The 17,298-nt window shown below is 67.6% G+C and carries 19 protein-coding genes and 1 pseudogene; 14 read left to right on the top strand and 6 right to left on the bottom strand.

Annotated elements, in window-relative coordinates; all coding sequences use genetic code 11:
* Positions 1 to 7 precede the first annotated feature (7 nt).
* Genes SNOV_RS04915 through SNOV_RS04905 form a run of 3 tightly spaced genes read left to right on the top strand, consistent with a single transcriptional unit; the run spans position 8 to position 1,206 of the window.
* Entirely contained in the window at positions 8 to 364 is a 357-nt protein-coding gene (locus tag SNOV_RS04915; protein WP_013165808.1) for an ArsR/SmtB family transcription factor, read from the top strand.
* Positions 361 to 789, top strand: a complete 429-nt coding sequence (locus SNOV_RS04910) for a YeeE/YedE family protein (RefSeq protein ID WP_013165807.1) — start codon at positions 361 to 363, stop codon at positions 787 to 789. Before SNOV_RS04915 ends, SNOV_RS04910 begins: the two co-directional genes overlap by 4 nt.
* 3 nt (positions 790 to 792) lie before the next feature.
* A complete protein-coding gene (locus SNOV_RS04905) occupies positions 793 to 1,206 on the top strand; it encodes a DUF6691 family protein (RefSeq protein ID WP_013165806.1) in 414 nt (137 codons plus the stop codon).
* A 15-nt stretch (positions 1,207 to 1,221) separates the two neighbouring features.
* Here SNOV_RS04905 and SNOV_RS04900 read toward each other — a convergent pair whose 3' ends face one another.
* From SNOV_RS04900 to SNOV_RS04890, 3 genes and pseudogenes are all read right to left on the bottom strand, one after another.
* On the bottom strand, positions 1,222 to 2,349 hold the full coding sequence (locus tag SNOV_RS04900) for a YeeE/YedE family protein (protein WP_013165805.1): 1,128 nt from the start codon (positions 2,347 to 2,349) through the stop codon (positions 1,222 to 1,224).
* 69 nt (positions 2,350 to 2,418) lie between these two features.
* Positions 2,419 to 2,783: pseudogene (locus tag SNOV_RS04895) on the bottom strand (metalloregulator ArsR/SmtB family transcription factor).
* Positions 2,784 to 2,836: 53 nt separating this feature from the next.
* Positions 2,837 to 3,226 carry a thioredoxin domain-containing protein gene (locus tag SNOV_RS04890; RefSeq protein WP_013165804.1) on the bottom strand — a complete coding sequence of 130 codons (390 nt, stop codon included), beginning with the start codon at positions 3,224 to 3,226 and terminating at the stop codon, positions 2,837 to 2,839.
* Between the two features lie 108 nt (positions 3,227 to 3,334).
* Between SNOV_RS04890 and SNOV_RS04885 the strand changes: the two genes are divergently transcribed.
* Together SNOV_RS04885 and SNOV_RS04880 are read left to right on the top strand one after the other, a co-directional pair.
* Complete coding sequence (locus SNOV_RS04885) at positions 3,335 to 4,069, top strand: cytochrome c biogenesis CcdA family protein (protein WP_013165803.1); 735 nt, start codon at positions 3,335 to 3,337, stop codon at positions 4,067 to 4,069.
* A 42-nt stretch (positions 4,070 to 4,111) separates the two neighbouring features.
* On the top strand, positions 4,112 to 4,669 hold the full coding sequence (locus tag SNOV_RS04880; RefSeq protein WP_013165802.1) for a SoxW family protein: 558 nt from the start codon (positions 4,112 to 4,114) through the stop codon (positions 4,667 to 4,669).
* A gap of 9 nt (positions 4,670 to 4,678) precedes the next feature.
* On the opposite strand, the gene soxX is transcribed toward SNOV_RS04880, so the two are convergent.
* Both soxX and soxA read right to left on the bottom strand, forming a co-directional pair.
* Positions 4,679 to 5,305 (bottom strand): sulfur oxidation c-type cytochrome SoxX, encoded by a 627-nt coding sequence (gene soxX, locus SNOV_RS04875; protein WP_013165801.1) that lies wholly within the window; start codon positions 5,303 to 5,305, stop codon positions 4,679 to 4,681.
* A gap of 11 nt (positions 5,306 to 5,316) precedes the next feature.
* Positions 5,317 to 6,144, bottom strand: a complete 828-nt coding sequence (gene soxA / locus SNOV_RS04870; RefSeq protein WP_041782881.1) for a sulfur oxidation c-type cytochrome SoxA — start codon at positions 6,142 to 6,144, stop codon at positions 5,317 to 5,319.
* A gap of 269 nt (positions 6,145 to 6,413) precedes the next feature.
* Here soxA and soxY point away from each other — a divergent pair, with 269 nt between their 5' ends.
* The 9 genes from soxY to SNOV_RS04825 all read left to right on the top strand — a co-directional run bounded on the left by soxY (position 6,414) and on the right by SNOV_RS04825 (position 14,767).
* A complete protein-coding gene (soxY, locus tag SNOV_RS04865) occupies positions 6,414 to 6,878 on the top strand; it encodes a thiosulfate oxidation carrier protein SoxY (protein WP_013165799.1) in 465 nt (154 codons plus the stop codon).
* A gap of 65 nt (positions 6,879 to 6,943) precedes the next feature.
* The gene (gene soxZ / locus SNOV_RS04860) at positions 6,944 to 7,273 is read left to right on the top strand and encodes a thiosulfate oxidation carrier complex protein SoxZ (RefSeq protein ID WP_013165798.1); all 330 of its coding nucleotides are present in this window, start codon (positions 6,944 to 6,946) and stop codon (positions 7,271 to 7,273) included.
* 47 nt (positions 7,274 to 7,320) lie between these two features.
* Positions 7,321 to 9,015, top strand: coding sequence for a thiosulfohydrolase SoxB (soxB, locus tag SNOV_RS04855; RefSeq protein ID WP_013165797.1), 1,695 nt, complete (start codon positions 7,321 to 7,323; stop codon positions 9,013 to 9,015).
* 72 nt (positions 9,016 to 9,087) lie between these two features.
* On the top strand, positions 9,088 to 10,374 hold the full coding sequence (soxC, locus tag SNOV_RS04850; protein WP_013165796.1) for a sulfite dehydrogenase: 1,287 nt from the start codon (positions 9,088 to 9,090) through the stop codon (positions 10,372 to 10,374).
* Positions 10,358 to 11,029 carry a c-type cytochrome gene (locus SNOV_RS04845; RefSeq protein ID WP_013165795.1) on the top strand — a complete coding sequence of 224 codons (672 nt, stop codon included), beginning with the start codon at positions 10,358 to 10,360 and terminating at the stop codon, positions 11,027 to 11,029. Before soxC ends, SNOV_RS04845 begins: the two co-directional genes overlap by 17 nt.
* A 51-nt stretch (positions 11,030 to 11,080) precedes the next feature.
* The gene (locus SNOV_RS04840; protein WP_013165794.1) at positions 11,081 to 11,602 is read left to right on the top strand and encodes a DsrE family protein; all 522 of its coding nucleotides are present in this window, start codon (positions 11,081 to 11,083) and stop codon (positions 11,600 to 11,602) included.
* A 3-nt stretch (positions 11,603 to 11,605) separates the two neighbouring features.
* On the top strand, positions 11,606 to 12,880 hold the full coding sequence (locus SNOV_RS04835; RefSeq protein WP_013165793.1) for an FCSD flavin-binding domain-containing protein: 1,275 nt from the start codon (positions 11,606 to 11,608) through the stop codon (positions 12,878 to 12,880).
* Between the two features lie 40 nt (positions 12,881 to 12,920).
* On the top strand, positions 12,921 to 13,316 hold the full coding sequence (locus SNOV_RS04830) for a CBS domain-containing protein (RefSeq protein ID WP_013165792.1): 396 nt from the start codon (positions 12,921 to 12,923) through the stop codon (positions 13,314 to 13,316).
* Between the two features lie 569 nt (positions 13,317 to 13,885).
* Positions 13,886 to 14,767 (top strand): crotonase/enoyl-CoA hydratase family protein, encoded by an 882-nt coding sequence (locus SNOV_RS04825; protein WP_244412869.1) that lies wholly within the window; start codon positions 13,886 to 13,888, stop codon positions 14,765 to 14,767.
* 45 nt (positions 14,768 to 14,812) lie between these two features.
* On the opposite strand, the gene SNOV_RS22520 is transcribed toward SNOV_RS04825, so the two are convergent.
* On the bottom strand, positions 14,813 to 17,284 hold the full coding sequence (locus SNOV_RS22520) for a hybrid sensor histidine kinase/response regulator (RefSeq protein WP_187291095.1): 2,472 nt from the start codon (positions 17,282 to 17,284) through the stop codon (positions 14,813 to 14,815).
* Between the last annotated feature and the right edge of the window lie 14 nt (positions 17,285 to 17,298).

Genomic DNA, 17,298 nt, shown 5'->3' with positions numbered 1-17,298 from the left:
TGGAACGATGACCGAGACACTGGCTCCCGTTTCCGATGCGGTCGCCATGAAGGCGAAGGTCGACGAGGCCTCCGCCTTCCTCAAGACGCTGGCGAACCCCGACCGGCTGCTGGTGGCCTGTGCGTTGGTCGACGGCGAGCATTCGGTGCGGGAGCTGGAAGACATGCTCGGCATCCGCCAGCCCGGCCTTTCCCAGCAGCTCGCCGGCCTGCGCGCCGCCGGGCTGATCATCGGCCGAAAGGAAGGCAAGCAGGTCTTTTACCGGCTCGCCGATCCGCGCGTCGAAACCTTCATCACCACCATGCATGCGCTGTTCTGTGCGCCAGGCGCACCGACGGCGAATGTGCGCGAGACCTTGTCATGACCGAATTCACTCCCATCGCCTCGCTCGTCGGCGGCATGCTGATCGGCCTCAGTGCCGCCTTGCTGGTGCTTCTGGAAGGGCGCATCGCCGGGATCAGCGGCATCGCCGGCCGGCTGCTCCCGCCCTGGCGCGACAGCCTGTTCGCGCAGCGGCTGGCCTTCGTCGCCGGCCTCGTCGCGGCCCCCTTCCTCGTCGGCGCTGCGACCGGCACGCCGGTCACGCAGACGGTCTCGGCCGACCTCGCGCTCATGGCGGTGGCCGGGCTGCTAGTCGGCTTCGGCTCCGTATGGGGCGGCGGCTGCACCTCCGGCCACGGCGTATGCGGCCTGGCGCGCCTCTCGCCGCGCTCGGTCGTGGCGACACTCGTCTTCATGGGCACGGGATTCCTCACCGTGTTCGTCATGCGCCACGTCATCGGGGGCTGAACCATGCCGATCCTCGTCAATCTCGCGCTCGGCCTGCTGTTCGGCGTCGGGCTGGTCGTCTCGGGCATGAGCAATCCCGCCAAGGTGCTCAACTTCCTTGATCTCTTCGGCAGTTTCGATCCCTCGCTCGCCTTCGTCATGGGCGGCGCCGTGATCGTCGCCTTCATCGGCTTCCGGCTGGCGCGGATGCGGGCGAAGCCCGTGCTCGCCGCAGCCTTCCAGCTGCCGACGCGGCGCGACATCGACGCGCGGCTTATCGTCGGGCCGGCGCTGTTCGGTATCGGCTGGGGGCTCGGCGGCTTCTGCCCCGGCCCGGCCCTCACCGCGCTCGGGCTCGGGGCGGCGGGCACGCTCGTCTTCGTGCCGGCCATGCTTGCCGGCATGTGGGCAGCACGGATGCTGGCCGAACGGACCTAGCGGGCAGCGGCCGCGTCAGGAGCGCGAGCGCCGCCCGCCCGCCAGGCGCGAACGGCCCGCCGCCGACGGCGGGCTCGCGCGGAGAAAGAAGAAGGCCCGCCCCTCCATCAGGAAGGCGATGCCGAGGCGGGCGCCGAGCACCATGCTCGCCACCGCGAGCGGGAAGGACAGAGCGAGCAGCGATCCGGCCGTGATCCCCTGCCCGATCGTGCAGCCGCCGCACAGCACGCCGCCTACGCCCATCAGCACCGCTCCCGACAAATGCCGTCTCATCTCGCGGGCATCGTCGAAGGCCTCCCAGCGAAACTCGTCACCCACCCGCGCGGCAGCGAAGGCACCGAGGATCACGCCGAGGATCGAGGCGGTCCCGAAATTGATCAGCTTGGCGCCGTCGAGCAGCAGGCCGTGGAGCGTGACGGCCGCGGGGGCCACGAAGGTGAGGCTCTGCGGCCGGGCCGCCTGCACGAACTCATCGACCAGGTACTGCGTCGCCAGCCAGCCGCCGATCACGCCAAGGCCCAGCACGGTGCCGGCCGCCAGCAGGCGCCGCGCCTTGCGCAGGCGCACATCGGTCACCGCCAAAGCGATGAGGATGGCGGCGACGCCGGCCGCCAGGATTGCACGGCTCGACACACCGAGGATCGGGTCGATCAAGCCGGGCAGATCCGCCTGTCCGGAGAGTGGCACGGTGAACGCCATGGCCTCGCCGAAGGTGATGCGATAAGCAGCCAGCGTACCCCTGAGCATGGCGTAGGCGGTCGCCGCGAAGACCAGCAGCACGACGAGGCTGCGTAGGTCACCCGAGCCGAGCCGCACGCAGCTTCCGAAGGCGCAGGTGCCGACCAGCGCCATGCCGAGGCCGAACATGAGGCCACCGAGCCCGATGCCGATCCACGGCAGCGCGTCGGGCACATAGGAGGTCGTGCGTGGATCGAGGAAGCCGGTCAGGACGAGGAACTGCGTGCCGGCGATGGCGATGCCGAGCGCGAGGCCGAAGATGCGCAGCCGGCGGGTATCGAATCCCACCAGCGCATCCTCTATGGCACCGAAGCTGCACAGGCGCGCGCGCCGGGTGGTGAATCCAACGGCCGCGCCGATGGCGAGGCCGGCAAGGGCCACCCACCACGCATTGAGGTCGTCCATTGCGCCCGGTCCTCCCGTAACCTGGCACTCGCGGGCATTGTTGCCCGTCTCGGCCGGCGCGTATGTGGCTCAGTCTTCCTTGCTTCCGCAGAAGATGTCGTAGATCACGCCGATCAGCCGGCGCACATCCTCGTCGGCGAGGCTGTAGTAGACGGTCTTGCCGTCCCGGCGCGTGGTGACGAGATCGTCGAGCCGGAGCCTCGCGAGCTGCTGCGACACCGTCGGCTGGCGCAGCGACAGGATGTTCTCGAGCTCGGTGACGGAACGCTCGCGCTCGGCGAGCAGGCACAGCAGAAGCAGGCGGTTCTCGTGCGAGACCGCCTTGAGGAAGTCGCTGGCTTCCCTTGCATTGCGCATGAGGCGGTCGAGCTCGGGGAGACCTCCGGCCCGTCGCGCAACTCGTCCTCTATGCGTTTCGAAACGATTCCCGCCATCATCACGTCGCTTTCAACTCCAGCTTACCGAACTCGCCGCTCCTGCAAAAGCGTCACGGGTTCGCAGGCAGTTTCTTTGTCAGGTTAGCCAGCAGGCCCCAGAAGGCGTCCTCCCCCACATAGCCGGGGATGCGCCCCACTTCGCGTCCCTCGTCGACCAGCACGAAGGTCGGCGCGTAACGCACCGGCGCGGCCAACGCGACGCGCGGCGCGTCGCCTTCGTCGATATCGAGCCGGCGCAGCGGCGCGAGGCGCCCTTCCTCGGTCTTCGCATAGACGGGAACGATCTCCCTGTCGAAGCGCAGGCACCAGACGCAGCCCTGGCGCTCGAACACCAGAAGCTCTGCCGCGCCTGCCGGGCTCGCGCCGATCAGGGCACCGAGAACAGCCAGGGCGGCGAGGCCGCGCCTCGCGCTCATCTTGTCGTGAAGTCGGCTCAGCATCGCTTTCGCCCGATGACGTTGTGCTTCATTTGTTATATATACGCATTCGAATATGAATACGACAGCCAATCCGCCGCAGAGCGGGAATGTCGATCATGGGGAAACGCCGTGTCGCTGGACATCACACTGCCCGGGGCCTTCGGGGCGGGCCTTCTCTCCTTTGCGTCGCCCTGCGTACTGCCGCTCGTGCCGGCCTATCTCGGCTTCCTCGGCGGGGCGGGGCGCGGACTGGCGGAGCAGTCCGGAGCCGGCACGACGCGCCGGCGTCTTATCGCGCTTTCCATCGCCTTCGTCGGCGGCTTTTCCAGCGTCTTCATCCTGCTCGGCGCCACGGCCTCGCAGATCGGCCAGTGGCTCGCCGTGCACGCGCCGGCGCTCACCATGGTCGCCGGGGCGGTCCTCGTCCTGTTCGGCCTGCATTTCCTCGGCCTGCTGCGTATTCCCCTGCTCTACCGGCGGGTGGCGCCCGATGTGGCGCGCGCGCCGGCCGGACTTACCGGGGCGTATCTCATCGGGCTCGCCTTCGGCTTCGGCTGGACACCCTGCGTCGGGCCGATCCTGTCGATGATCCTCATCATCGCGGGAACCGAGGATTCGCTCGGCAAGGGCGTCCTGCTGCTCGCCGCCTATGCCGCGGGCATCGGGCTGCCCTTCATCGCGGCGGCGGCCTTCTCCACCGGCTTCCTGCGCTGGTCGGCGGCGATACGCTCGCGCCTCGGGCTGATCGAGAAGCTGTCCGGCGTGCTCTTGGTGGCGACCGGCATCGTCTTCATGGGGGGATGGATGCCGCAACTCGCCGCCTGGCTGCTCGACACCTTCCCCCTGCTGGGCGCGATCGGATGAGGCGCCCCCTATGGCTTTGAAACCCCGGATATGGAGCCGGTCATGGATATGCGCCTGACCCGTCGTTCGCTCGCGCTCGGTGCGAGCGCGGCCCTGCTGCCCCTTGGGCGCGCCCGCGCAGCCACCCGCCTTGGAGATGACGGGCTCTATGTGCAGGACTGGTATGTGGAGAGCTTCCTCGACCTCGCGGAGGACGAGGCGGCGGCGAAGGCGAAGCGAAAGATCCTCGCCCTGCAATGGAGCCAGCGCGGCTGTCCGCTCTGCAAGCGGCTGCACACGGACTATTTCGCCGATGCGGCCATCGAAGCTTATGTGCGCGAGCATTTCGATGTTGTGCATCTCGACATCTACGGCTCGCGCGAGGTGACGGATTTCGGCGGGCAGACCCTGTCGGAAAAGGCGCTGGCCGGCCGCTATGCGGTGCGCGCCACGCCGACCTTCCAGTTCTTCGCCGCGCGCGACGGCAAGGTGGCCGAGGTGGCCCGCATGCCTGGCCTGCTGCCGAAGCCGGAATTCCTGGCGATGTTCCGATATGTCGAAGCCGGCGCCTATGAGAGCGCCGGCTTCGAGGCCTGGATGGCAGCGCAGAAGGCGCTCTAGGCCGGCGGCCTATTTGTTGACCGGGGATTCCGGGTCGAACAGATAGGCGACGACGTCCTTGATCTGCTGCTCGGTCAGCACGCCGTTGACGCCGAAGCGCGGCATGCTGGAGCAGGCGAGCGAGGCCTGCGCGTCATAGACCTTGGCGAAGGCGATCTTGGCGTCTTCCGCGCTGAAGTTGCGCTCGCGCCCGTAGCCGACGAGGCTCGGCCCGAGCGTGCCATAGCTCACCTCCTTGGGATCGAGCTGGTGGCAGGCATAGCAATTGCCGCCGCTGACCGTGCCGGGCGGATCGCTGAACTGACCGCCCCGCCCGTTCTGGGCGACCTTCGCGCCGTCCTTCCAGCTGCCGAGAACGGGCCCCGCCGGGAATTTGATGCGGACCTCCTCGGCCTTCATGATCGCCGCCGCCTGCTCGGGCGACGGATTGTTGCGCGTCACCGAGCAGATGCGCTGCGTCTCGTCCTGCTGGAGGCGCGACTCCCAGCCCTCGGGCAGCTTGGTGAAGCTCGTCTTGACGACCGCATCGACGCGGGCCGGGTCGACGGCGGAGGCTTCCTGCGCGTGGGCGGCCAGTGGCAGGAGGACAAGGGCGCCGACCTGCGCGGCGCGCTTCAGCAATGTCTCGAATCTCATCTGTGCCTCCCTCAACGCTTGATCGACGGCACTTTGAGCTCACCGCCCTCGGCCTGCTTGGTCAGGTAGAGGGTGAGGGCCGTTACGGCCTCCGACGCGTAGTCGGGCGCCGGCATGCGCATCTGGCGGTAGCAGTCCCACATGCGGTGCTGCATCGTGCGCAGGGCGCTCTGCGAGACGCGGTAGGTCGGCCAGGTCGCCATGGTGAGCTGGGCGTCCTTGCCGGGAACGTCGAGCTGCGGCAGCGCCTGCAGACGGATGCGCTTGCCGGCGGCGCCGTGGCAGGTCGAGCAGGAGAAGTCGTTGATCGAGGAGCGCCGGAAGAACAGCGCCTCGCCGATCGCGTACATCTCCTTTTCCTGCGGCGTCGCCAGCGCGACCTTGATCTTCACGCCGTCCGACTTGTTGGCGATGAAGGCGACGAGATCCTCCATGTCCGAGGTGCGCCCCGGACCGGAGAACGGCTTGGCGACGAGAGGCTTGGTGTCGCGCCCCTGGATAGTCTCCATGCACCAGAGCAGGCGCTGTTCGAGGTCCATCACCTTGCCGGTGTCGGCGAAGTAGCGCGGCAGATGGGCGTAGGCACCTTCCAGCTTGCCCGGTCCCTCGCCGAGATCGCAGGTCTCCAGCGAGACGTTCCTCGTCCCGCGCGGCTCGCTCCACAGCACTTCGCCCCGGTCGACGTTGAGGAAGCCCGGATTGGCCATCGGGTCCTCGATCATCTGGCGGTAGCGTTCGATCTCCTTCTCGCTCTCATCCTCGGCGGCGCGAGCGCCTGTGAGCACGAAAGGCAGCACCAGGAGGGCGAGGGCGAGGCAGCCGGCGGCGAAGCGTCGCATCGGCTGCGGGTATTCCTTGGGTCTGATCTGTTCCTTGGGCATGTGTTTCCCCGGCTGTTGAGCTGCGGCTGCGCCCTTCTGGCGAGGACGTTGAACCGCTCTCCATGGCGAGCGATGATAGGTTTCTACAATCGCCCGATGGCTTACTTTACATTCAAAAAATTTAATATCACAATATGTATGTTCGCCGCCGGACAAGAATGTTCGCCGGCGCTCTAATCCAAGCAAAAACAAGCCGTTGGCGCTCGACGCCAACAGGAGGACGCCTGATGCAACTTCGCAGTTGGACTCCGTCGCGACGGGAAACAATGGGCCTTGGCCTGACCGCCATGCTGGCGGCGGCGCTGGCTCCGCGCCTTGTCATGGCGACCGAGGAGATGGTCGCGGCCGAGCTGAAGAAGCTCTATGGCGACAAGTCGATGGCGGACGGCAAGATCAAGCTGGACCTGCCCGAGATCGCCGAGAACGGCCTCGTCGTGCCGCTCAACATCGACGTCGACAGCCCGATGACCGAGCAGGATTACGTGAAGGCGGTGCACGTCTTCGCGGACGGCAATCCCCTCCCCCAGGTCGTGACCTACAAGTTCACCCCGCAGTCCGGGAAAGCGGCGGCCTCCATCCGCATGCGCCTCGCCCAGACGCAGAACGTGATCGCCGTGGCCGAGATGTCCAACGGCGCGCTCTACACGACCAAGGCGCAGGTGAAAGTCACCATCGGCGGCTGCGGCGGCTGAGCGGCGCGTCCGGTCCTTGAGACCGCGCGCAACGACAACCGGGGAAACGACAAGGAAACGCCATCATGGCCATCAAGTCCAAGCCACGCGTCAAGGTCCCGTCCGAGGCCAAGGCCGGCGAGATCATCGAGATCAAGACCCTCATCTCGCACGAGATGGAAAGCGGTCAGCGCAAGGATTCGTCCGGAAAGACCATTCCGCGCGCCATCATCAACACCTTCACCGCCAGCTTTAACGGCAAACCCTTCTTCGAGGCGAACTGGTTCACGGCCGTCTCGGCCAATCCGTACCAGGCGTTCTTCTACAAGGCGTCCGAATCGGGGGAGTTCACCTTTACCTGGAAGGACGACGACGGCTCCGAGCAGAGCGCAACCGCCAAGCTCACCGTCGCCTGACGTCCGCGCCGGCGTAGCGCCGGCGTCCAACAGGGATGCTGCTTTCGATGATCTCACGCCGCGATTTCGTGATCGCCGCCATGGCTGCCGGCACGCTTGCCGCCGGCGCCCGCGGCGCCTTCGCCCAGGCGGCCGGCACCGGCAAGATGACGCAGGACGACATTCTGCGCTTCGACCCGGTCGGCACGCTGACCATCCTTCACACCACCGACCTGCACGCGCAGCTCGAGCCGATCTATTTCCGTGAGCCTTCCGTCAATATCGGCGTAGGCGAGGCGCGCGGCCTGCCGCCGCACCTCGTCGACGAAGCCTTCCTCGCCTATTTCAAGCTCGCCGCCGGCGGGCGGGACGCCTACGCCCTCACCAGCCTCGACTTCGACGCGCTGGCCAGGAACTATGGCCGCATGGGCGGCGTCGACCGCATCGCCACGCTGGTGAAGGCCATCCGCGCCGAACGCGGGCAAGGCAATGTCCTGTTGCTCGATGGCGGCGACGGTCTCCAGGGCAGCTGGAGCTCCCTGCAGACGCGCGCCGAGGACATGGTCCGCGTCTTCAACGCGCTCGGCCTCGACGCGATGGTCGGCCACTGGGAGTTCACCTACGGCGCCGAGCGCATGCAGGAGATCGTCGAGAAGGCTCCCTTCGCCTTCCTGGCGCAGAACATCCGCAGCGTCGAATGGCAGGAGCCCGTCTTCGAGGGCCGCAAGATGTTCGAGCGGGGCGGCACCAAGGTGGCCGTCATCGGCCAGGCCTTCCCGCGCACGCCCATCTCCAACCCGCGCTGGATGATTCCCGACTGGGAATTCGGCCTGCGCGAGGAGGATCTCCAGAAGCAGGTCGACGAGGCACGCGCCGCCGGTGCGGGCGTCGTCGTGCTGCTCTCGCACAACGGCTTCGACGTCGACCGCAAGCTCGCCGGCCGCGTTAAGGGGATCGACGTGATCCTCACCGCGCATACGCATGACGCGCTGCCGGCGCCGGTCATGGTCGGCTCCACGGTGCTGATCGCGACGGGCTCGCACGGCAAGTTCGTCTCCCGCCTCGATCTCGACGTGAAGGACGGCAAGGTCGCCGGCTTCCGCTACGGGCTGCTGCCGGTGTTCTCGGACGCCATCACCCCCGATCCGGAGATGGCGTCGCTGGTGAAGGAGGTGCGCGCGCCCTACGCCGCCGATCTCGGCCGGGTGATTGGCCAAGCGGGGAGCCTTCTATACCGCCGCGGCAACTTCAACGGCACGTTCGACGACATGATCTGCCAGGCCATGCTCGCCGAGCGGGACGCGGAAATCGCGCTGTCGCCGGGCTTCCGCTGGGGCGGGACGCTGCTGCCCGGAGATCCGATCACCTTCGAGACGATCTCCAACGCCACCGCCATCACCTATCCGGCCTGCTACCGCAACATGATGACCGGACAGCAGCTCAAAGACGTGCTGGAAGACGTGGCCGACAACATCTTCAACCCCGATCCCTATTTCCAGGGTGGTGGCGACATGGTGCGTGTCGGAGGCGTCGGCTATTCGATCGACGTCGGCCAGCCGATGGGCAAGCGAATCTCCGATCTGGTGCTGCTCAAGACCGGCCAGCCGCTCGACGCGGCCAAGACCTATGCGGTCGCCGGCTGGGCCAGCATCAACAAGGATGTCGAAGGCCCGCCGGTCTGGGAGCTCGTCGAACGCTACGTCGCCGCGGCCAAGACGGTGAATATCGCGCCGACAGGCTCGGTAAAGGTCACCGGGGCCTGAGATCGCGTCAGCACACAGGCACGCCCGACTTATTCATAAATTCGAATGTAAATATCCATCCGGGAGGATGCGATGAACCATAGCAAACCGAGGGCCCCGGTCGACCGCCGCCGCTTCCTCAATCTCGTCGGCCTCGCCGGCGCGGGAGCGGGGGCCGTGGCCGCCGGCGTGCGGCCTGCCGCCGCCGGGGCGACGCCGGATCCCGATATCGTCAACATCCCCGGATGGACGCAGTCCCTCGGCGCCGGGGTGAACAACCACCCCTATGGCATCCCCTCCCCCTTCGAGAAGGATGTCGTCCGCCGCGAGGTGACCTGGCTGACCGCCAGCAGCGAGAGTTCGGTGAGCTTCACCCCGCTCTACGCTCTCGACGGCATCATCACGCCCAACGGGCTCTGCTTCGTGCGCCATCATGGCGGCGAGGCGGAGATCGACCCCGCCCGGCATCGCTTCATGATCCACGGCATGGTCGACAAGCCGCTGGTGTTCACCATGGAGGACATCAAGCGCATGCCGGGCCGAACCAACCGGGCCTACTTCCTGGAATGCGCCGCCAATAGCGGCATGGAGTGGCGCGGCGCCCAGCTCAATGGCTGCCAGTACACCCATGGCATGATCCACAACGTCGTCTACACCGGCGTTCCGCTGCGTGCCTTCCTGGAGGCCGCCGGCGTGAAGCCCAAGGGCAAGTGGGTGCTGGCCGAGGGGGCCGACGCCTCGGCCATGACGCGCTCGATTCCGATCGAGAAGGCGATGGACGACTGCCTCGTCGCATGGGCGATGAACGGCGAGGCGCTGCGCCCCGAGCAGGGCTATCCGCTGCGTCTCGTCGTGCCGGGCTGGGAAGGCAACATGTGGATCAAGTGGCTGCGCCGCGTCGAGATCGGCGACCAGCCCTGGGGCCAGCGCGAAGAGACCTCCAAATACACCGACCTCCTGGCCGATGGACGCTCGCGCCGCTTCACCTTCTTCATGGACGCGAAGTCGGTGGTGACCAATCCGAGCCCGCAGGCACCGCTGCGCGCCAAGGGACCGAACGTGGTCTCCGGTATCGCCTGGTCGGGGCGCGGCACCATCACCCGCGTCGACGTCTCGCTGGACGGCGGCAAGAACTGGACGACGGCCCGCATCGAAGGGCCGGCGCTGCCGCGCTCCATGACGCGCTTCTATCTCGACTTCGACTGGAACGGCCAGGAACTGCTGCTGCAGTCCCGTGCCATGGACGATAGCGGCTATCTGCAGCCGACCAAGGCCGAGCTGCGCGCCGTGCGCGGCGAGAATTCGATCTACCACAACAACGGCATCCAGACGTGGCTGGTGCGGAGCAACGGGGAGGCCGAGAATGTCGAGGTCAGCTAGGTCCTGCGCCATCGCCGGCGCATTTTTCCTCGCCTTCACCGCGGTTGCCGCCGCGGACACGGTGAAGCTCGGCCGGCCGGCGCTGCCGGAAGAGATCAAGGCCTGGGACATCGACGTGCGGCCCGACGGCCTCGGCCTTCCCGAAGGCAAGGGCTCGGTGACGCAGGGCGAGGAGCTGTTCCAGAACAACTGCGCCGCCTGCCACGGCGAGTTCGGCGAAGGCGCCGGGCGCTGGCCGGTGCTGGCGGGCGGACAGGGAACGCTGAAATCCGAGCGGCCGGAGAAGACGATCGGCTCGTTCTGGCCCTACGCCTCGACGGTCTTCGACTATGTGCATCGCGCCATGCCCTTCGGCGCGGCGCAGACGCTGCAGCCCGACGAGGTCTATGCCATCGTCGCCTATCTGCTCTATCTCAACGACGTCGTTCCGGAAGACTATGTCCTGTCGAAGGAGAACTTCCCCAAGGTCGAGCTGCCCAACAGCGCCAACTTCTACGACGACGACCGGGAGACGACGGAAAAGGCCTTCTGGAACAAGAATCCGTGCATGAAGGACTGCAAGGCGAAGGTCGAGATCACCAGCCACGCGCGGGTGCTCGACGTGACGCCTGATGGCGCCGGCGAGAACGACAAGCCGGCCGGCGCGGTCGAGTGACCGGCCTGCCGGCACGCCGCCCGAGCCGGAACCGCCGAGAGGAGGAACGACATGCCCATGATCGAGATCAACCGCCGGTCCGTGATGGCGGGGCTGGCGGCCGGAGGCGCGGCACTGGCCGTCGACCGTAGCGCCGCTGCGCCCGCGCAAGTGACGCTCGACGACATCAAGAAGGACGCCGAGGTCGCCTGTCTCTACCATTGCGACTATGGCGATCCCGAACGCTTCGCCCAGACGCTGAACAACATCGGCAACCACTACTCGGTCTATGGCGCGGACCCGTTCGCGCTGCAGATCGTGCTCGTGGTGCACGCTGGCGGCATCAAATTCTTCCTCGACAATCTCGAGGGCACGATGTGGGCCGACGAGAAGCTGCCGCCGGAGCTGTTCGCGCGCGCCGAGGCGATCTCCAAGAACGGGCTCAAGGTCTATCTCTGCGAGATCACCTTCAAGCGGAACCAGCTCGACCTGTCGCGCGCGAGGCAGGCGGACTTCGTCTCCTTCGTTCCCTCGGGCGTCGCCACCTGCGCGGCTCTCCAGGGCAAGGGCTTCGCCTATATGAAGGTCGGATGAGCGATGGCGACGGCGCTCAGCCGTCGCACCCTGCTGGGCGGCCTCGCGCTGGGCGTCGTCGCCATGCCGGCGGTGGCGCGGGCCGCGCCGCCGAGGGTGGCGATCGTCGGAGCCGGCTTCGGCGGTGCGGCGCTCGCGAGCGCGTTGGCGGCGGGCCCGGGTGGCGCGCTCGACGTCGTGCTCGTCGAGCCGGAGCCGGGATATTTCGCACTCTGCCGCTCCAATCTGGTGCTAGGCGGCATGGCCGCGGCGGATTCGATCTGGTTCGGCTATGACGAACTCGCCCGCCGCGCCGGCATCCGCCTCGTGCCGGCGCGCGCCAAACGGATCGACCCGGATCGCCGCACCATCAAGCTGGAGGACGGCACCGCCCTGCCCTACGACGCGGCCGCCGTGGCGCCCGGCATCGCCCTCGACTTTGCCAGCGTCCCCGGATGGAGCCGCGAAGCGAGCGAACGCATGCCGCACGGCTGGATCGGCCGCGCGCAGTTCGCGCTGATCGAACGCCAGCTCGCGACCGTGCCGGATGGCGGCACGATCGTCATCCTGCCACCGCCCGATCCCTCGCGCTGCCCCCCGGCCCCCTATGAGCGCGCCTCGATGATGGCGCATCGGTTGCGCGCCACCGGACGCGGCGGCTGCCGCATCGTGATCCTCGATTCGAAGGAGCGGTTCGCCAAGATGGCGCTCTTCCTCGAGGGATGGGAACGCTACTATCCCGGCATGATCGAGTGGCTGCCGCCCTCGATCCATGAGGGGATCGAGGAGGTCGATCCCGCCACCATGACGGTCCGGTCCGGCTTCGGGACCTATCGCAACTGCGCGCTGGTGAACGTGATCCCCGCCCAGACCGCCGGGACCGTCGCGCTGGAATCCGGGCTGGCCGACCGGAGCGGCTTCTGTCCCGTCCGGCCCGAGGATATGGGCTCTCTCCTTGCTCGCGACATCCATGTGCTTGGCGATGCGGCGCAGGCGAGCCCGATCCCGAAAGCGGCTTCCGCCGCGGTGAGCCAGTCGGGTGTGGTCGCGGCCGCGCTGCGTGCCCGCCTGCTCGGTACGGAGCCCGCCGGCGGCGCCTATTCGAGCGTCTGCTGGAGCCTCCTCGCCCCCGGCGACAGCGTCGTGACCTCGGGGGACTATGCCGCCACGGCGGGCAATATGACCGAAATCTCCAGCTTTGTTTCAAGTCAAACGGAAACATCCGAGCTGCGTCATAAGAACGCGGACAATTATGACGCATGGTTCCATGAGGTCACGGGTCGTATATTTAAGCAATAGTGCGAACTGAGGAATTCAATGTTCCTGCGGAGGCACGTTGATGAGCGTACTCGACCTGTGGCCGAAAGAAATAACGCCAGCGGTGACGATGCCGGCGGACGCGACGGTTGAGCAAGCCACGTCGCTTATGAGCTTCGCGGGCCTTCCCGCGGTGATCCTCGTGCGTGCCGAAGGACACCCGGTCGGCGTGCTGGGCCGGTCCCAGCTGATCACGGCCATCGCCGGCGCGGCGTACCATCGCGCGGCGCTCGCCGAGGCGAGCCTCGGCATGGACGCCTATCCGCAGATCGATTGCGAGGCGTCGCCCGTCGCCATCCTGCGCCTCGCGCTCGCGAGCGACTGCGAAACGGTGATGTTGACCAGGGGCGGCCAGGCCGTCGGCTTTCTCGACCTGATCGACATTCTCGAGACGACCAGGGACGCGCCGCCGCACTAGGCGCGCGGGCTTCGCATGGGCTCGCATCTTCCGATCCCGGAGTTTTCCGGGTCCGTCTTGTCGGGGACAAGGCGGTATTGGGCGCGGCCTAGGCCGCGCCCATTTTTTCAGGTCGGCGAAAGCGCTTTTGTGCAGTGCAACCTGACCGCACGCCACTACCCAGATGCCCGCACTAGGTGTAGTAGTTGCTCGCCGCATGCGCGCCCTAGAGCTAGTCTAGTGCCGCAGCACCGCTTGGACGCAGAGTCGAAAGTCCCAAGGGCACATCAACCAGCCCGCGCATGACCTGATGCATGAGCGCGTTATCGGCGCCTCTATTCCTCGACTTGGACACGGCTCATCCAAAATATTTATCGAGTTGCCACGGGCCGGACCGGAATAGTTTCTGGCCCTCGCGCCCATGCCCGCGCCTAATGGGAGGTGAACTGCCCTCGCGCCGCCGTGCGCCGGGCAGGGTTATCCTCACCTCACCCCCATGGAGCGAGACTATGTCTTTGATATCGTTTAATAATGACGCTTCTCAGGCCAACGCTGCGACCGACTGCAGCGACCTGGCTCGGGAGAAGGCGGTGCGTACGATCCACGCCAGCGGCTATGACAACCTCCGACTGGATATAGATACCATCAACGCCATCTGCTGGTGCTTCATGCGGCCGGTCGGCAAGCCGTCCTACACGCATGAGTTGATGGGCGACATCGGCCTGCTCCAGGCGGCGATCACCCGCGGCTTCACGGACCTGCCGCTGGCGGCGGCGCCGTTCTCCTGGTTCGTCATGGCCTCCGACGTGCCGGGTATCTACAATCTCGGCGGCGACCTCGGCCATTTCGCGGAACGCATCCGCACCCGCGACCTCGACGCGATGCGCCATTACGGCCATGTCGCCGTCACGGCGATCCACCGCAACGCGGTCGCCTTCGATTCGCCGGTGGTGACGATGGCCCTCGTGCAGGGCGACGCGCTGGGCGGCGGCTTCGAGCACGCCCTTTCCTTCGACCTCATCGTGGCCGAGCGCAGCGCGAAGATGGGCCTGCCGGAGATCCTGTTCAACATGTTCCCCGGCATGGGCGCCTACAGCTTCCTGTCGCGGCGGATGGACCGGGCCAAGGCCGAGGCGCTGATCCTCTCCGGCCGGGTCCACACCGCCGAGGAGCTCTACGAAATGGGCGTGGTGGACGTGCTGGCCGAGGACGGCCAGGGCCAGCAGGCGGCGATCGACTACATCGCCCGGCACAGCCGCAAGCATAACGCCCATCTCGCGGTCTACCGGGCGCGCCGCCGGGTGAATCCGGTAACGCTGGAAGAGCTGATCGACGTCGTCGACATCTGGGCCGAGGCCGCGCTGAACCTGACGGAGGCGGACCTGCGCAAGATGGACCGGCTCTGCGCCGCCCAGAACAAGCGGCTAGCCGGCCTGGAGGCTCCCGTGCCGATGCTCACGGCCGCCGAATGACGCTCCCGCGCCCTCGGCGGTCCTGGCGGCCGCCGAGGGCCTGTTTCAGCCCAGCCCCTTCAGGCGCTCGGAACAGGTCGCCATGGCCGCCCGCGTGCGCATCAGCTCATGGCGGGCCAGCCGTTCGAGATCGTCGGCGCCGGCGCGCAATTCGTCGGCGCGCAGCTCGCGCCACGGCCCGCACAGAGCGCTGAGGGCGACGGCGCCCACATTTGCCGAACTGCTCTGCAGCGCATGCGCCTCGTTGCGAAACGCCGCGAGGTCGCCGCGCCGCGCGGTCGCGACGATCCGGCCGATAATCACCTCCGCATCGTGGAGATAATCCTCCATCAGCTCGTTCGCGAATTGCGGCCCGCCGAGACGGCGTAAGCTCTCGATGGCGTCCTCGTCCAGCGTCGGAAGCCCGGCGGCGGGCCTCGGCCGGGGAACGCTGCGCGACCCGGAGATGATCACGGGCGCGCCACCCCGCGCCAGGCGGTCGATCGCCGCCAGCAGCACGGCGGGCTCCACCGGCTTGATCAGGCAATCATCCATGCCGGCATCGCGCCACCGGCTGTCGCGTAGCGCGGTGGCATCGGCGGTGAGGCCGACGATGGGCAGCCGGTCCTCGCCTGTGGACATCATCCGGTAGAGCTTGCTGGCCTCCAGCCCATCCATGTCGGGCATGTTGAAGTCCATCAGCACGAGATCGAAGGCGTCGGCACCGTCCGTCAGGAGGTCGAGCGCCTGCTCCCCCGTTTCCACGACCCGCACCGAATGGCCGGCGCCTTCGAGAATGCGCTGGAAGACCCGCTGGTTCACCCGGTTGTCGTCGGCGAGGAGCAGGCGGCGCGGCCGGCGCGGCGCCGGTGGCGGGACGGGAACCGCCTCCCCGGACGATGCGGCGGCGCCCCGTATCGCCAGCGTCATGGCCCGGCGCAGCTCGAGCGCCGTCGGATTGGCACCGAGCACGCTGGCATAGCGGCGGCGCATCTCGAGCGACGGCAGCCCCTGTACAGCCTCGGGATGCAGCAGCAGCGCCTTTGGCGGCGCGCCGTCGGCGACGGGTGGCAGCAGGGGCAGATTGCGGATATCGGGCTCGAGCAGCAGCCGGATGGCGTTACCCGCCCGCGGTGGGAACATGCGGGCCGGCCCGAGGCGCGGATCGGCGATGAGAGGCTCGATCCGCAGCGCCGCGAGCGCTGAAAGCACGGCCGAGAGCCGGGCCGTGTCGCGGCAGACCAGCACGGCACCGGCCCGGCCCAGCCTGTCCTCCGCGATCAAGGGCTCCTCGCTCGCGGGCACGACGGGGACGTGGAAGCGGAAGGTGCTGCCCTTGCCCGGTGCGCTGTCGACCGAGATGGTGCCGCCCATGAGGGCGACCAGCCGCCTTGTGATCGCAAGACCGAGGCCCGTACCGCCGAACCTGTTGAGGATGCTGGCGTCGGCCTGTGTGAAATCCTCGAAGATGCGTTCCTGGTCGCCTGGCGCGATGCCGATGCCGGTGTCGCTCACCTCGATGACAAGCGACAGCCGCCCATCCTCGGCCGGCTCGGCGTCCACCGCCAGGGTCACACCGCCCTGCTGGGTGAACTTCACGGCGTTGCCGACGAGATTGACCAGCGCCTCGTGCAGATGCTGGCGGCTGCCGACGAGACCGAGCGGCGTGCGCGGCGTCACATGGATGTCGAAGCTCAGCCCACGCTCGCGCGCCTGGCCTTCGACCAGCCGTCGCGCATCCAGAAGCAGTGCGACGAGATCGAACGGTTCGTTCGGCACCGGCATGCGGCCGGCCTCGATGCGGGACAAGTCGAGCAGACCGTCGATGAGCGAGCGCAGCGAACGGGTGGCGACCTCCACCGTCTCGATCATCTCGCGCTGGTCGCTCGCCAGCGACGTGGTGCGCAGCAGGCCGGTCATGCCGACGATGGCGGTCAGCGGCGTGCGCAGCTCGTGGCTGACGCTCGCCAGGAACAGGCTCTTGGCCTGGCTGGCCTCCTCGGCCACCTTGGTGGCCGCCGACAGCTTGCGGATCAGCGTTCCGGCATAGGCGGGCAGGATGACGAGGCCGATCAGCAGCCCGAGCGAGAGATGCCACTGCTGGCGCCAGAACGGCGTCGTCCAGACCACCGCGGCGAAGCACAAGGTCGCGACGGGTATGGCGGTGAACAGCGAGGCGAGGCCGAAGCGGAAGCCGTTGCCGAAGATCACCCAGAGATAGATGGGGAAGAACAGCGCGGCGATCTCGCCGCCCAGATGGAGCTGCCAGGACAGGAAGCCGCAATCGAGCAGCAGCGCGAAGATCCGCCGCCCGCGCGACACGCCCGGCCACACGAGGATGTGGGCGAGCACGCCGAGCGCCAGCGGGATGTAGAGCGCCATCACGTCGAGCGCGTTGTCGACCCCGCCGCTTCTGCGGTTCAGCAGCAGCACGATGACGATGATGAAGGCGAAGACGAGCCGGTTGAAGCTCATCTCGTGCTCGCTGTCGGGCCGGTTGCGCAGCCGGCTCGCCATCCAGCGGAGAGGTGCCATCATCCGGCCCCGCGGGG

The organism is Ancylobacter novellus DSM 506 (assembly GCF_000092925.1).
Taxonomy (GTDB): Bacteria; Pseudomonadota; Alphaproteobacteria; order Rhizobiales; family Xanthobacteraceae; genus Ancylobacter; species Ancylobacter novellus.
Note: the sequence above shows the minus strand (reverse complement) of the source record. Positions and strands in the feature narration are given on the sequence as shown.